Origin of the sequence: Methanoregula sp., from assembly GCF_028712425.1 — an archaeon.
GTDB lineage: Archaea > Halobacteriota > Methanomicrobia > Methanomicrobiales > Methanospirillaceae > Methanoregula.
Genome location: NZ_JAQTQD010000020.1, coordinates 11,411 through 25,267, shown reverse-complemented (window position 1 = coordinate 25,267; position 13,857 = coordinate 11,411). Strand labels below are relative to the sequence as shown.

The 13,857-nt window shown below is 59.0% G+C and carries 15 protein-coding genes and 1 tRNA gene; 8 read left to right on the top strand and 8 right to left on the bottom strand.

All coding sequences use genetic code 11. The features are described from left to right. Positions 1-1,110, bottom strand: coding sequence for a tyrosine decarboxylase MfnA (gene mfnA / locus PHF39_RS10760; RefSeq protein ID WP_300223798.1), 1,110 nt, complete (start codon positions 1,108-1,110; stop codon positions 1-3). Beyond that, entirely contained in the window at positions 1,100-3,379 is a 2,280-nt protein-coding gene (gene ppsA, locus PHF39_RS10755; RefSeq protein ID WP_300223796.1) for a phosphoenolpyruvate synthase, read from the bottom strand. The genes mfnA and ppsA overlap by 11 nt, the downstream gene beginning before the upstream one ends. Before the next feature lie 189 nt (positions 3,380-3,568). Between ppsA and serA the strand changes: the two genes are divergently transcribed. The 3 genes from serA to PHF39_RS10740 all read left to right on the top strand — a co-directional run bounded on the left by serA (position 3,569) and on the right by PHF39_RS10740 (position 7,553). After that, positions 3,569-5,173, top strand: coding sequence for a phosphoglycerate dehydrogenase (serA, locus tag PHF39_RS10750; RefSeq protein ID WP_300223794.1), 1,605 nt, complete (start codon positions 3,569-3,571; stop codon positions 5,171-5,173). 443 nt (positions 5,174-5,616) lie between these two features. Next, complete coding sequence (locus tag PHF39_RS10745) at positions 5,617-6,582, top strand: HEAT repeat domain-containing protein (protein WP_300223792.1); 966 nt, start codon at positions 5,617-5,619, stop codon at positions 6,580-6,582. A gap of 5 nt (positions 6,583-6,587) precedes the next feature. Beyond that, positions 6,588-7,553, top strand: coding sequence for a HEAT repeat domain-containing protein (locus tag PHF39_RS10740; RefSeq protein WP_300223790.1), 966 nt, complete (start codon positions 6,588-6,590; stop codon positions 7,551-7,553). A 153-nt stretch (positions 7,554-7,706) separates the two neighbouring features. On the opposite strand, the gene PHF39_RS10735 is transcribed toward PHF39_RS10740, so the two are convergent. Next, positions 7,707-8,009, bottom strand: coding sequence for a DUF4389 domain-containing protein (locus tag PHF39_RS10735; RefSeq protein WP_300223788.1), 303 nt, complete (start codon positions 8,007-8,009; stop codon positions 7,707-7,709). Positions 8,010-8,149: 140 nt separating this feature from the next. On the opposite strand from PHF39_RS10735, the gene PHF39_RS10730 reads away from it, so the two are divergent. Next, positions 8,150-8,223, top strand: a tRNA-Val gene (locus tag PHF39_RS10730). A 44-nt stretch (positions 8,224-8,267) separates the two neighbouring features. Here PHF39_RS10730 and PHF39_RS10725 read toward each other — a convergent pair. The 5 genes from PHF39_RS10725 to msrA all read right to left on the bottom strand — a co-directional run bounded on the left by PHF39_RS10725 (position 8,268) and on the right by msrA (position 10,669). After that, positions 8,268-8,420 carry a hypothetical protein gene (locus PHF39_RS10725; RefSeq protein ID WP_300223786.1) on the bottom strand — a complete coding sequence of 51 codons (153 nt, stop codon included), beginning with the start codon at positions 8,418-8,420 and terminating at the stop codon, positions 8,268-8,270. Positions 8,421-8,493: 73 nt separating this feature from the next. Next, positions 8,494-9,441 (bottom strand): magnesium transporter CorA family protein, encoded by a 948-nt coding sequence (locus tag PHF39_RS10720; RefSeq protein WP_300223784.1) that lies wholly within the window; start codon positions 9,439-9,441, stop codon positions 8,494-8,496. A 107-nt stretch (positions 9,442-9,548) separates the two neighbouring features. Continuing rightward, the gene (locus PHF39_RS10715) at positions 9,549-9,803 is read right to left on the bottom strand and encodes a hypothetical protein (protein ID WP_300223783.1); all 255 of its coding nucleotides are present in this window, start codon (positions 9,801-9,803) and stop codon (positions 9,549-9,551) included. A gap of 52 nt (positions 9,804-9,855) precedes the next feature. Next, positions 9,856-10,110: a hypothetical protein gene (locus tag PHF39_RS10710; protein ID WP_300223781.1), complete on the bottom strand. Its 255-nt coding sequence runs from the start codon at positions 10,108-10,110 to the stop codon at positions 9,856-9,858. Between the two features lie 64 nt (positions 10,111-10,174). Next, positions 10,175-10,669, bottom strand: coding sequence for a peptide-methionine (S)-S-oxide reductase MsrA (gene msrA, locus PHF39_RS10705; RefSeq protein WP_300223779.1), 495 nt, complete (start codon positions 10,667-10,669; stop codon positions 10,175-10,177). Positions 10,670-10,774: 105 nt separating this feature from the next. Here msrA and PHF39_RS10700 point away from each other — a divergent pair, with 105 nt between their 5' ends. Genes PHF39_RS10700 through PHF39_RS10685 form a run of 4 tightly spaced genes read left to right on the top strand, consistent with a single transcriptional unit; the run spans position 10,775 to position 13,695 of the window. Continuing rightward, complete coding sequence (locus tag PHF39_RS10700) at positions 10,775-10,975, top strand: PspC domain-containing protein (RefSeq protein ID WP_300223777.1); 201 nt, start codon at positions 10,775-10,777, stop codon at positions 10,973-10,975. A 40-nt stretch (positions 10,976-11,015) separates the two neighbouring features. Continuing rightward, positions 11,016-12,119, top strand: coding sequence for a glycosyltransferase (locus PHF39_RS10695; RefSeq protein WP_300223775.1), 1,104 nt, complete (start codon positions 11,016-11,018; stop codon positions 12,117-12,119). Between the two features lie 34 nt (positions 12,120-12,153). After that, complete coding sequence (locus tag PHF39_RS10690; protein ID WP_300223773.1) at positions 12,154-12,495, top strand: hypothetical protein; 342 nt, start codon at positions 12,154-12,156, stop codon at positions 12,493-12,495. A 45-nt stretch (positions 12,496-12,540) separates the two neighbouring features. Continuing rightward, a complete protein-coding gene (locus PHF39_RS10685; RefSeq protein ID WP_300223771.1) occupies positions 12,541-13,695 on the top strand; it encodes a hypothetical protein in 1,155 nt (384 codons plus the stop codon). Positions 13,696-13,857 lie beyond the last annotated feature (162 nt).

The window sequence follows — 13,857 nt, the reverse complement described above, 5'->3', positions numbered from 1 at the left end:
TTACCGTTTTTTGTGTTCCTGCATGGCACGGAAGAACGCCTCGACCCTGCCGGCGTGTACGTGCGGCATGCAGACGATCCGGAGGTGGCCCTTACGGGTCCACGAGACGCGCCACGGGGACGGTATCGCCTCCTTTGCACAGGAAAAGGTCGCGACATTGAGGTCCGGGGTCGCTGCCCGCGGGCACCCGAGTGTCTCCATACCCGCGATCAGACGCTCCGTGTTCTTCATGCACCCGGTAACGACCGCTTTCATCCCATCAACACCGAGGTAGTCGAGGACCGCGAGTGCACCGGCCACCGGGGCCCCGGGCCGTGTGCCGGCAAGGGTGTATTCCTGCTTCACGGTGAGGTACGGCGTATCGATGTTCAGCGAGTTCAGCAGGTCGGGATCCCGTGTCAGGAGGCAACCGCAGGGGATGGTGCTCATACCCATCTTGTGGGGATCAACCGCAATGGTCGTGACCCCCCCGACAGCGAAGTCAAACGGCGAGGGCCTGTCCAGGAACGGGATGACCATGCCGCCAAAGGCAGCGTCTACATGGAAGAAGAGGTCGTGCTGCACTGCGATCTTCCCGAGTGCGGCAATAGGATCGATCATCCCGTACTCCGTGGTCCCGGCAATGCCGACAAGGCAGATGGTGTTTTTGTCGACAAGCCCTGCGGCAGCATCGGCGTCCATCCGGAAGTCGCTGCCAAGGGGGACCGGCCGCGCCTCGAGTCCCAGCATGTCGCAGGCCTTCTTGAACGAGAAGTGGGCGGACTCCGGGACAACCACGTTGGGCACCGCAATATCGCTGCACTGCGCCTTTGCCAGCCGGAGCGCCTGGATATTGGACTCGGTCCCCCCGCTCGTTGCATAGCCACCGGCGTTTTCGCAGTGGAATAGCGTGCCGAACCGCTGCACGAGGAGTTTTTCTAAGGAGAAGGTGCCGGGGAAGAGCCCCGGGTCTCCGAGGTTCGTCTCCATGAAAAGGCAGTGTGCCCGGACCGCAACGGAGTGCGGGATCGTGCACATGGAACTTAAAATAAAATCATGGTCAAGGTCTTCCTGCCGCTTCTGTGCAAGGAAGGTGAAGAGTTCTTCTTCGGACTGACCCTTATTCAGCATCTTTGGTTCTCGCGGCTTCAAGGATAATGCGCTTTTCCGTCTTTGCCACGGCTTCGCGGATCTTCGGGATGGCGTCGATGTTTGCCGAGATGCTCGTGATGCCGTGCTCCACGAGCCAGGTGGCCATCTTCGGGTCGGAACCGGCCTGCCCGCAGATGGAACACTCGACATTGTAGGCCCGGCAGACCTGGATGGCGTTGTGGATAAGGGTGAGGACTGCCGGGTGCTTCGGGTTGTACATGTCCGCCACGTTCTCGTTGTTGCGGTCGATGGCGAGCGTGTACTGGATGAGGTCATTGGTCCCAAACGATGCGAATTTTATCCCGGCCCGGATAAAATCCTCGATCATGAGGGCGCTTGCCGGGATCTCGATCATGATGCCGAGCGCTACGTTCTCCACGTCGACGCCGCTGGCCCGCATCATCTCTTTTCCCACGATGAACTCCTCGGGGTGGGAGACCATCGGGAACATGATACCGAGGTTCTCGTAACCGTCTTTCCAGAGGCGCTTGAAGGCCTCGATCTGGAGACGGAACTGGTCAGGGCTCTGGAGGTCGCGGCGGATGCCTCTCCAGCCAAGCATCGGGTTGTGCTCGTGCGGCTCGTTCTCGCCACCGGCCATGTTCCGGAACTCGTCGGTCGGGGCGTCGAGGGTACGGACCCAGACCGGCTTGCCCGGGAATGCGTCGAGCACGATCTTGATCCCGTCATGGAGCTCTTTTATGAACTCCTCCTCGCGGTTGTTGACAATGTACCAGGAGGGGGTCTTGTTGAGGCCGAGGATCAGGTGCTCGATCCGGAGGAGGCCAACGCCGTCTGCGCCGGTTGCCGCTGCCCGTGCCGCTGCCTCCGGAATGGAGACGTTGACTTTCACGCTCGTTGCGGTGATGATTGGGGCGCTGACGGCCACAACCTGCCCTGCCGCTGGGGCCTGTGCGGAAGGTTTGGGTGCGATCTCGCCCTCGTACACGAACCCCATCTCGCCGTCGACCGTGATGACCTGCCCGTTCTTGAGCTGGTTGGTCGCGTTTCTCGTCCCGACAATGGCCGGGGTGCCAAGCTCGCGGCTCACGATGGCCGCGTGACAGGTCATACCGCCCTCGTCCGTGATGATCGCGGCAACCTTGCGCATGGCCGGGACCATGTCCGGGTTCGTCATCCGGGTAACAAGGATATCGCCCTCCTTGACTGCCCCGGTGTCCTTCACGTCCCTGATGATGATGACCTTTCCGGAGGCGATCCCCGGGGCCGCACCCTGTCCTTTCAGGATGACTTTTGCATCCGATTTCTGTGACATGCCCTTTCCTTCCTTCTTTCCTATCGTCGTGATCGGTCGGGACTGGAGGATATAGATCGTCCCTGCCACAACGCCCCATTCAACGTCCTGCGGCACCCCGTAGTGGTTCTCCGCGATCTTCCCGTACATGGCAAGCTTGGCAACTTCAGCGTCTGAGAGGACCTGTGCGTCCTGGCGGTCCTTTGAAACCTCGGCAATCTTCGTGCCATGGTCACCGTCGGCAATGATCTCCACTTTCTTGTTTGCAATGTAGGTGTCTGTGACCGTCTCCTTCCGCTGGTCGAAGACATACTTGTCCGGTGAGACTGTTCCCGAGACAACAGCCTCCCCCAGGCCCCATGAGCCTTCGATGATGGTCTCGGGCTCCCCCGTGATGGGGTGGGACGTGAACATGACACCGGCCTTCTCCGAGTGGACCAGCTGCTGGACAACGACCGCGATGTTCACGGTATGGTCGTCGAATCCCTGCTTTGCCCGGTAATAGATGGCCCGGGCGCCGTAGAGCGAGGCCCAGCACTTCTGGACCGACGAGACGAGTGCCGCCTCGCCTTTGATATTGAGGAACGTCTCCTGCTGGCCGGCGAAACTTGCGTCCGGCAGGTCCTCGGCCGTTGCGCTCGAACGGACCGCAACGATCAGCTCGTCGCCCATCTTCTTGTAGGACTTTTTGATATCGTCGCGGATCGCTGCCGGCATCTTCGCTTTTAAGACCAGGTTCTTTGCATTGTCGGCAGCCTTCTCCAGCGCCACATTGTCTTCCACGTCGAGGTTCTCTAAAGATGAAAAAATCTTCTTCTCAAGACCGGTCTCGACTAAAAACCTGCGGAAAGCCTGGGCAGTGACCACGAAGGCCCTGGGGACCGGAAGGCCGATGGAGGCCATCTCCCCCAGGGAGGCACCCTTGCCCCCGACGGATATGATATCCTCCTTCCGGATCTCCTCGAGCCAGAGTATATTGGGCACATCTTTCATTGCTCGCACCACTTATGATCTTGCCGGCGTCCTGTTTAAGGATTATGATATCCGGTGTATGCTGTGCAGGCACTCTTCTTTGGCAGTTCTCCCCTCACCCCGCTATTGGGAAAACCTTCTTCTTTCCCGGCACCAGTCAAAAAAAGAATAATCCTCTTTAAGTACGGTGCTGATATTGTATGGGTTTTTATGGCAAACGCGAGAGTGCTCGTCAGCGATCCGCTGGCGGAAGAGGGGCTCGCCATCCTCCGGGCTGCCGTTGACGTAGACGTCAGGACAGACTTAAAAGAGGACGAGCTCTGCAGGATTATCGGGGATTATGATGCCCTGCTGGTGCGGAGCGGCACCGATGTCAATGCAAACGTTATCGGGGCCGCAAAGAAGATGAAGTTCATCGGGCGTGCCGGCGTGGGAGTCGACAATATCGACGTTGACGCGGCAACCCGAATGGGGATCATTGTTGCGAATGCTCCCGAGGGAAATACCCTTGCGGCAACCGAGCACACGATGGCGATGATGCAGGCGCTCGCCCGGAACATCCCGCAGGCGAACGCGAGCTTAAAGAAGAAGGAGTGGAAGCGCTCGAAGTTCATGGGCGTGGAACTGAACGAGAAGACGCTGGGTATCGTCGGCTTCGGGCGGATCGGCCGCGAGGTGGCAAAGCGGGCAAAGGCCATGGACATGAAGTGCGTGGCCTACGACCCGTTCATCACGCAGGAACGGGCTGCCCAGCTCGGCGTGGAGATGATGTCGATGGCCGACCTCTTCAAGATCGCTGACATCATCACCGTCCACACCCCGCTCATCCCCGAGACAACGCATGTCATCAACGAGAAGAGCATTGCCACGATGAAGGACGGCGTGCGGATCATCAACTGCGCCCGCGGTGGCATCATCGACGAGAAGGCGCTCTACGATGCAATCAAGTCGGGCAAGGTTGCGGGAGCTGCCCTCGATGTCTTCGAGCAGGAACCGCCAACCGAGTCCCCGCTCCTCACCCTTGACCAGGTCATCGTCACCCCGCACCTCGGGGCAAGCACGGTCGAGGCCCAGCTGAACGTGGCAGTCTCGGTGGCAAAGCAGTGCATCGATGTCTTAAAGGGCGGATCGGCTAAGTACGTGGTGAACGCCCCCATGATCCCCTCCGAACACACGGAAGCCCTCCAGCCCTTTGCCCAGCTTGCCGAGAAGATGGGCCGGTTCGCGGTCCAGGTGGCAGGCGGCAGGCTTGCCTCGGTCGAGTGCATCTACGGTGGGGAGCTTTCGGCCTATGCCGGCAGCATGAAGTTCGTCACCCGGCTTGCCCTCAAAGGGCTCCTCGACCCGATCCTCCAGCAGCCGGTCAATATCGTGAACGCAGAGTTCGTAGCAAAGGAGCGCGGCATCCAGGTCAGCGAGACCGTGACGGAAGAGGCACGGGGATTAAAAAACCTCATCACCATAAAGATCCGGACCGACAAGGGCGAGGAGTCGGTCAGCGGCACGGTGTTCCAGAAGGGCCGGAGCCGGATCGTTGCAGTCGGCAGCTACACGATGGACCTGATCCCCGAGGGCTACCTGCTGGTCTCCAAGCATGTGGACCAGCCCGGTGTTATCGGGCGGGCAGCAACCGTGCTCGGCAAGAACAACATAAACATCGCGGGCATGCAGGTCGGCCGGTTCAACCCGAAGGAACCGGCGCTGATGGTCTTAAACGTGGACAGCCCTGTACCGCAGCCCGTGATCGAAGAACTCCGCGGCCTGCCCGGAATCTCATCCATGACGTTTGCCAAGATATCGGATGAGAAGATCTGATACTCTTTTTTTTGGAAAATTCTCTCTCAGCCCGGACATTGTCCTGGCATCTGCAATCCCGACTTCGCGAAGCCTGATCAGAGATCATCCGGGAATCTGTGCTGACTTTCCATAACAGGGGGTCGGGCGGTGTACATCAGCTACAGTATCCTGGTACAGTGTCGAATGGTTCTCTCCGTGAAATGCGTTTTTTTCTCATTCCCGCCGCACATTTTTTTATTTAGTACACCGCCCGACCCCCCACAGGGGATCACAAATCTTCAACAAAACAAGCCGGATCTCTCCCGAAGCAGGCACAGGAATCCCGCTGGTGGGCGTAGGGGGGTCGGACGGTGTACTTCCTGCTGCTGGAGGAACTATGGGGGAAGGTCCCGGTTTCCGGGCATAACCTTGATTATCGTGCCGGCATCATACTCACCCATCCAGAACAAGGCACCAGTCATATGCCGCCCGCCGACCTTCTCTTCCGGCCCCCTGCGGATATCGGGAACCTGATTGCCGTACGGGATGTTCCGGCGCTTGTCCGGTGCCTTGCGGACCCGGATCCGGCGATGAGGAAGCGTGCTGCTGATGGCCTTATTGGCATCGGCACTCCGGCAGTGCCATATCTCCTTTCTGCCCTGCAATCTCCCCGGGCCCTCATGCGCCTTGGCGCCATCGAAGCACTCGCCGGCATCAGGGACCCGGCATCGGCCCGTCCCCTCATCGCCCGCCTCCAGAAAGAGAAGCACAGCGAGATTCTCTGCGCTGTAGTCTTCGCCCTCGGGGAGATCGGATTGCCTGAGGCCGTCCCCTGCCTGGTCCGGCTGCTCTCTGACAATACAAAATACCTCAGGTATGCAGCCGCCGTCTCGCTTGACCGGCTCGGGTGGGAACCGGAGCATGAAAACGATCGCCTCCGGTACCGTATCGCCCGGTGCGACTGGGATGCAGTCCGAATGGCTGGGCCCGCTTCAGTCCCGCTGCTCTGCGATATCTCTCACGATCCCGACCCGGCAATCCGGTCACGGGTTGTCTCGCTGATCGGGGAGATCGGTGCGGGCGAAGGGTGCCGTGCCTGCGAGGACGGTATCCGGGACCGTGACCCGGGTGTCCGCTGGGCATCAGTCCTTGCTGCAATGAACTGCGGGATCACTCCTGCCCGCATGCCCCTCTTTCTCGCATCCCGCGAACGCACCGGCCCCAACCCTGTCGCCGCCGGTATCTTAAACTTCCTCTTCCTTGGCCTCGGGTACAACTACATCGGGAAGTGGTGGGGATTTCCGGTCTTCATGGCCTACATGTCGGTGATTGTCCTTGCCCAGCTCGCAACCGGCCCGTTCCTGCCCTATTTCGTTGCCTATCCCGTCACGGCAGTACTCGGCCTGCACACGTACTATCTTGCACGGAGGATCTCTGATCAGCAGTGATACCGATGGTGCCACAGGACCTGTTTTCGAGACCGGCGCCGGATATCGCAGTGCTGGAGGAGCAACGCGACATCTCCGCGCTCATCCGCCACCTCGCATCAGCGAATCCGGCAGACCAGGTGTCGGCAGCGGAAGCGCTGGCACGGATGGGCTCGCCTGCAACCGGCCCCCTTATCGCAGCCCTCACGACCCGGAACCGGGCCCGTCGCCTCGGGATCATCGCCGCACTCGGGCAGATCGGGGATGTGCAGGCACTGGATGCGCTGGCAGGCCTGACAAAGGACAAGAGCAGCGAGATCCGGTACCAGGCCTGCATTGCGCTCGGGCAGATTGAAGGAGGCGGGGCAGTCCCGGTCCTCCTCACCTCGCTCCGCGACCGGGACAAGTATGTCCGGCACGCGTCGGCAGTCTCCCTGAACAAGGCAGGGTATGTCCCGGAAACGGATGATGACCGGGCGTGGTTCGCTGCCGGCATGCAGGACTGGGAACGGCTTACCGCACTCCGAAACGCTGCGGTTCCCGTGCTCACGAGCCTCCTCTCCGACCCGGATGCAGACCTGCGGCGCAAAGCAGTCCGGGCGCTTGGCGCAATCGGGAGCAGCGATGCGGGGCCCGCCCTCCTCCATGCGCTGGGGGATGAGGACCGGCAGGTGAGATGGGAGGCAATGCTCGCCTCGCAGAAGTGTGAAGTCCCCTCAATGCTCCTCCCGCGGGGACTCTGCCGGCGCCCGCGGCTCAGGAAAAATCCTCTTGTTGCCGGGGTCCTCAATTTCCTGTTACCCGGACTGGGCTACGGGTATCTCGGCAAATGGTGGGGGATCATGATCTTCCAGATCGACATCACCGCAACGGTCTGGATCTTCAAGTACTATGGCGAGGCGAATACCTACGGCATCCTCTTCCCGCTGTACATTATCCTGGGCATGCATGCATGGTACATCACAAAGAAGATGCCGGAGGAGCCATCGTGACCCATGAATTACTTGGATTTAAAAAATGAGGGTGAAATGATCTTCAGGGGTCTTTGAAGTCCGACAGGCCATCAGGTCTGGAGGATGAGAAGAGTGCGTCAGCACTCTTCGAGTTCCGACCAGTCATCAGACCCGAACCGCGAGAGTAACTCTTCAGAGTTCCTCGTAGATTTTCACCGGCACCGGCAGAATATCCGGCCGCTTGTCGGTCATGAAGTACACGTAGCCGATCACGTGCACGTAGTATTCCAGGTATCCCTTCACGAAATTCGAGAGGCTCTCGTTCCTGCGCCCGAGAATCAGGATGTGGATCCACTGGATGATGAGGCAGATGCCTGTAATAATTCCGTAGATCCACAGGACAATGCCTATCAGGATCCAGTATACGATACGGATGAGCAGTTCGAGCCGGCCTGCGTCATGCTCGAAGGTAAAGAGTTGTGTTTGTCCAGACATGGTAGATCATTTTTTTGTGGGGGCGTACAGAAGATAAAGCACACGAAACTGATCCGGGACAAACTACCGCGGTCCTGCGATCGGTTACACTAATTTTTAATAATACCAGAGCAGATGTTATAGAGCATCAGACCAATCGAGGGCTCGTGGTCTAGTTGGCTATGACGTCGCCTTGACATGGCGGAGGTCCTGAGTTCGAATCTCAGCGGGCCCATCTTCTTTCCTTTTACGGTTTTTTTTACAGAGAGCGGGAGCGCTTTAAAGGGAGCAGCCGGTAAATGAGCAGCCGGTCCGGGAAAATGTGACAGTCTCTTCGAAGAACGCAGAGGCGTTCTTCTCGTCCTCCTGGTTCTGATGAACCAGTCGGAACTCGAAGAACACTTCGGATTCTTCTCGCGGTTCGGGTCTCACAACACTCACCAAGTCGAAGGTCGGCTGATGCCTCCCTTCTCCAGCCTGCCCTTCCTGATGGAACGGCAGTCTTTCAAAAGAACCTCTTCCTCCACATGAAGAGGCCAAGGAGGACCGAGATCATAAAGGAGATGAGGAAGATGGTCTCAAATGCGAGAGGGGTCTTGGAGATGGGGATATCTTCGACGTTCATGCCATAGAAGCTCGCAATCATCGTCGGGACGGCGATGATGATCGTGATGGAGGCGAGGAACTTCATCACGATGTTGAGGTTGTTCGAGATGATGGTGGCAAAGGCCTGGGTCATGCCGTTTAAGATGTGCAGGTAGATTTGCGACATCTCCATGGCCTGCTTGTTCTCGATGATGACGTCTTCGAGGAACTCGGCGTCGTCCTCGTACATCTTCAGGGGCTTTGTCCGCAGGATCCGTTCCAGCACTGCCTCGTTGGATTTGAGCGAGGTTGAGAAGTAGATGAGGCTCTTTTCCTGTTCCATCATCTGGAAGAGTTCCTCGTTCTTCATCGAGCGGTGGAGCTCCATTTCAATCCGGGAGATTGAACGCTCGATCTGGCGCAGGTGGTGCAGGTAAGCGGAAGCATTGCGGTAGAAGATCTGGAAGAGGAACCGGGTCTTCTTGACCGTGTGGAAGTGACGGACCTTGCCTGCGATGAAGTCATCGAGGACCGGGGTTTGGCGGTTGCAGACCGTGACGACCATCTTTTCAGAAATGACAATGCCGAGCGGGAGGGTAGTCAGGGTCTGGATCCCTGCTACCTCCGTGACCATGGGCACATCGAGCACCACGAGGACCACGCCGTCCTCGGCATCGATGCGCGGCCGCTCCTCCTCATCGAGCGCTGCGCGGAGGAACTCCGGCGGGAGGCAGCATGAGGAGGCTATCTCTGTCAGTTCCGCGTCAGTGGGGGCAGTCATGCGCACCCATGCGCCCTCGCAGGGAGCGTCGATGAGATCGGTAATAGCCGGTTCGATATCCTTCCTTGAACGGTAGATCTGTATCATCGCATCGCCACCCCCTGCCCGGGTCGGGCCGGAGAATATGATCAGCTAATGGTATCCGCACTGGCTTATAAGTCTGCGTTCCGTGTGCGGGGGGAGGGAAAACTGGTTCAGGAGTCTTTATGGATCAGCACCATTGCCCAGAGCATCGAGGCGCCAGCCGCGAGGAATACCAGCGCGTCCAGTTCTTCTGGTATCGCGAGCCCGAAGACTCGGGTACAGTTGAAGAGGACAAAAAGGGTGAACGTGATGGCAATGAACCAGCCGTACGCTTTCTTCTTCTGTACAGCAATCCACACCGCTGTCAGTGCAACGAATGCCTCGGCAGCGGATGCAATGAGCTGGATGACCCCTGAGATGTCCATGATATGGAGGTGGTGCGGTACCCCTGATATATCCTGTGAATTGCAGTCCCGTCTACTGCGATTTCCAGAGGAGCCACACGCCGCCGACCATCGAGATGCAGGCGATGAGGAGCACCAGCGCGTGCAGCTCGGCCGACATCTCCAGCGAGAAGATACGGGCAAGGTCGAAGACAACGAAGAGTGCAAATGTAATGCCGATAAACCAGCCGTAAAGTTTCTTCTTCTGTACGGCGATCAGGAATGCAATCAGGGCAACAGCCACTTCTGCAAGCGTTGCGACAATCTGGATGGTTCCGGAGATGTCCATGGTACGTTGGTATTTCCAGCCCTGCTGATAAATCATGCGAAAAAAACCGGGAAAACGCGAAGGATCAGAGATGGCAGCGCCCGCTGCCCCTCTTTTTGAAGAACTGCTGGTGGTACTCCTCGGCCCGCCAGAACGGGCCGGCCGGCTGGATTGCTGTCATGATGTTCCGGGATCCAAACCTCCCGGAAAGCTCGATGTCGAGTTTAAATTTCCTCGCAAGGATTCCCTGCTCTGTATCGTGGAAGAAGATCACCGAGCGGTAGTTCGGCCCGATGTCCGGTCCCTGCCGGTTGAGCTGGGTCGGGTCGTGGACAGACCAGAAGACGTCCAGCAGTTTTTCGTAGCTGACGCGGGCGGGATCATACGTGACCTGCACGACCTCGGCATGGCCGGTCTCCCCGGTGCAGACCTGCTCATAGGTCGGGTTTTCAACAAATCCGCCCATGTACCCGGCAGCGGTACTGATCACGCCGTCAATCGTGCGGAATGCCTCCTCCACGCCCCAGAAACAGCCCGCCCCGAAGGTAGCAAGCTTGCGGGTACTTCCTGTCCCAGCCATACCGGTCTATTCTCTTTCTTTGCGTCCGGCAGATAAATCCCTCGGTTGTAATCGCCCGGGATGCAGAAGCGAGGATTAATACCCGGGGATCTCCATTCATCCGGTATGAAACAGCTTGTCCGCCCGCAGAAAGGCCGCATGATCGCCGGGATCTGCGCCGGGATCGGAAACCATGTTGACATCGATCCCACGGTCATCCGCCTGATCTGGGTCGTGCTCACGCTCTTTTCCCTTGGCACCGGTATCATCGTTTATCTCGCTGCCTGGATCCTCATTCCCGAAGAGCCGGGCGGCGAAACCCCATAATTCATCAGCCATCAGGACAAAAATGTGCTGAAGCGCTGGAATGAAGATCCTCTTTGTAGTCTGCGGCGAAGGGCTGGGACACTCGTCCCGGTGCCTCCACCTCGGGCATTTTATGGAAGAACAGGGGCATAACGTCCACTTCGCCGGCTACGGTAAGTCCTATGACTTCATGAAACAGCACGGGTGCCGGGTACTCCACCGCGTCCGGCGCGAAGTCTGCCTCCAGGGCAAGGGCGGGTTCTTCAGCATGAAGAGGACTCTCTGGCACTCGAAATTCCTCCTTCTCGACCTGATCCGTTCAGCCGGGAGGGTCGCCCTCCTCATCCATGAGCACCAGTACGACTGCGTTGTCTGCGACACGATGTACGGCGGCGTGCTTGCTGCACGGCTGCAGGGTGTGCCGGTGGTCTTCATCACCAACCAGAACCAGTTCTGCGGGCCGAACGGGAAGAAGAATCCGCTCTGGCGGCTCCTCTCCCGCCTCGTCCGCGGGTACCTCCGTCTTGCAAAGAAGGTCATCATTCCCGATTTTGCCCCGCCTAATACGGTCAGCCAGTACAATATCCGGATCCCCCGGGCCGAAGAGAAGCGGTACCGGTACACCGGCCCGTTCTACATGCTGGACCCGGGCCAGTACGTCCATGAACAGAAGACCATCTTTGCCAGTTTCGGCGGGGAACCCTACAAGCTCCCGATGTACCTGATGCTCCGCGAGGTTGCCGGCCGGCACCCGGACGAGACCTTTGCTGTCTTCTCCACAACCCCGGGGCTTCCGGCATCGTCCGGCAATTTCCTCACTCACGGCTATGTCAAAAACCTGTACGAGCATATGGCACAGGCAAAGGTCGCGATCGTCCACGGCGGCCTGACAACGCTCCACGAGACCCTGAGTTTTGGAAAACCGGTCCTGATCATCCTTGACCCAAAACACCCCGAACAACAGAACAATGCCCAGAAGATCGTGGAGATGGGGGCGGGAGTCGCCATCGACGGGAGGACGTTCACGTCAAAAACGCTCGAGGAAAAACTTGCCGAGACCATGAAGATCCCACCGCACCCCATCCGGGCAACAACGGGCTCTGCCAACGGACGGGAGAATGCGATGGAGATCATCCTTGCGGTTGCCGGGCGCAGGCAATGTTAATTCTGCAAAAGATCCTAATTCATTCTTTAGTCCTATGACAGTTCCCGGGCCCATCACCACGGTCAAAGCAGCGGGCGAGTTCCGCGTCTGCCCGTCCTGCGGGTACGAGCTGGGGTTCCACACCTCGTTCCTTGGCACGAACGCCGACAAGGACAACCCCGTCAAGTCCACCCGCGAGGTGTTTCGCGTCATCCTCATCTGCCCGGAGTGCGGCGCCCGCTATGATGTCGGTTGGCGTGTCTCGTTCTCGGAGCTGGAGAGCAAGTTCGTCAAAGCGCCGGTCAAGGCTGTACAGGCACCGGCCACTTCCCCGCAGGTCACGATCATCACAAGTCCCCCCGCTCTCCCGTCCCATGACCCGAAAAACCCGGACTGATTCTCCTTCGTGTCCGGCCCTTCAGCAGGTGGTGAGAGTACAGCGATGATCCGGTGTGTCGAGTGCAAGGGAAAGGGGCTCTGCGGGCTCCCCCGCTGCCCCATTGTGAGCCGTTTCCACGCACAGGCAGCTGCGCTGGCAAAGCCCTCGGCAAGCTACCAGGGCAGCTCCCCATCGGTCTTCATCGGGAGCTTCGGGTATCCCGATGTACGGGGCGGCCCGCTGATGGTCAATGATTCGGACAATCCTCCCGACTGGCTGAAGAGAAACCTCGGCATGGACGAGATCGTTGGTATCCGGGCACGCACTCTCCGCGGGAGCTCGGCCCTCACCTCTGTTGCCGGGGACCTGCAGGAGATCGCGCTCTCCTCCGTGCCGCTGGACGTGGACGTTTCCTTTGAACGCCCGGTCTCGTTCTCGCTCACCTTTGACGGGACCATGGCGCCGGTCGGAATGACTGGCTCCGTGAAAACCCTGGACGTGATCGGCAGCGCACGGGTGGAGCGGGTGGTGGATCGGATCACCTCCGACACGGACCTCCCCGCAACCGAGGCCTGCGTTGCGCTGGCACACGAATCCGTTGATGTATACCAGGTCTCGAAGCTGATGACCGCAGGGCTTCTGGGCAAGCGGCGGAAGTTCGTTCCCACGCGCTGGGCCATCACGGCGGTTGACGACACGGTCTCGACGAACCTGAAAAAGGAGATCGCCCGTAACGCCCCGATCGAGGAGATCCTCGTCTTCTCCGGAGAGGTCTTCGGCAACCGCATTGCCTGCATTCTCGTGCCGGGCGACTGGCGGTACGAAATGGTCGAGGTCTGGGGGGCGCACACGCTCTGGGGCGGGGAAGAGGAGATGATTGTTCAGGACCGGGAGGGAATGAAAAAGCAGGGCTATTCCCCTATCACAGGCGCGTACTACTCCGCACGGCTCGCGGTCTGCGAGTACCTGGACCGCATCCGGCGGTGTGCCCGCGTCATCGTTGTCCGGAGTGTCTCGAACGAGTACTGGGCACCGCTTGGGACATGGGTGATCCGGGAGGCAACAAGGAAAGCGATGGCTGCCCCCCCTCTGGTGTTCCCTACGCTCGATGCCGCGGTTGCCCACACGGTTTTGGTGATCGGCTCTGACAGCTGGGTGCACCACAGCACGCTGATCCCCGAACTGCGGACGCAGCGGACGCTGGGGCAGTTCTTTTGATTCCCTCAGAGATAAGTGGGGAGAAGAAGTCGTAAGGAAATCCATAGTCATCTGTGGATAAAGTTCTCAATGATATTCAAATCGCACTTTTTTTTACTCTGAAGAGTATCATTTTCCTGTTGAGATCGCCCCCCTTGCGCCAGCCCGCCCCGAGGGGCGGGG

Excerpts from the sequence above, each read along its gene's own strand:
- mfnA (WP_300223798.1), bottom strand. The coding sequence starts at position 1,110 with ATGCTGAATAAGGGTCAGTCCGAAGAAGAACTCTTCACCTTCCTTGCA.
- ppsA (WP_300223796.1), bottom strand. The coding sequence starts at position 3,379 with ATGAAAGATGTGCCCAATATACTCTGGCTCGAGGAGATCCGGAAGGAG.
- serA (WP_300223794.1), top strand. The coding sequence starts at position 3,569 with ATGGCAAACGCGAGAGTGCTCGTCAGCGATCCGCTGGCGGAAGAGGGG.
- PHF39_RS10745 (WP_300223792.1), top strand. The coding sequence starts at position 5,617 with ATGCCGCCCGCCGACCTTCTCTTCCGGCCCCCTGCGGATATCGGGAAC.
- PHF39_RS10740 (WP_300223790.1), top strand. The coding sequence starts at position 6,588 with ATGGTGCCACAGGACCTGTTTTCGAGACCGGCGCCGGATATCGCAGTG.
- PHF39_RS10735 (WP_300223788.1), bottom strand. The coding sequence starts at position 8,009 with ATGTCTGGACAAACACAACTCTTTACCTTCGAGCATGACGCAGGCCGG.
- PHF39_RS10720 (WP_300223784.1), bottom strand. The coding sequence starts at position 9,441 with ATGATACAGATCTACCGTTCAAGGAAGGATATCGAACCGGCTATTACC.
- PHF39_RS10715 (WP_300223783.1), bottom strand. The coding sequence starts at position 9,803 with ATGGACATCTCAGGGGTCATCCAGCTCATTGCATCCGCTGCCGAGGCA.
- PHF39_RS10710 (WP_300223781.1), bottom strand. The coding sequence starts at position 10,110 with ATGGACATCTCCGGAACCATCCAGATTGTCGCAACGCTTGCAGAAGTG.
- msrA (WP_300223779.1), bottom strand. The coding sequence starts at position 10,669 with ATGGCTGGGACAGGAAGTACCCGCAAGCTTGCTACCTTCGGGGCGGGC.
- PHF39_RS10700 (WP_300223777.1), top strand. The coding sequence starts at position 10,775 with ATGAAACAGCTTGTCCGCCCGCAGAAAGGCCGCATGATCGCCGGGATC.
- PHF39_RS10695 (WP_300223775.1), top strand. The coding sequence starts at position 11,016 with ATGAAGATCCTCTTTGTAGTCTGCGGCGAAGGGCTGGGACACTCGTCC.
- PHF39_RS10690 (WP_300223773.1), top strand. The coding sequence starts at position 12,154 with ATGACAGTTCCCGGGCCCATCACCACGGTCAAAGCAGCGGGCGAGTTC.
- PHF39_RS10685 (WP_300223771.1), top strand. The coding sequence starts at position 12,541 with ATGATCCGGTGTGTCGAGTGCAAGGGAAAGGGGCTCTGCGGGCTCCCC.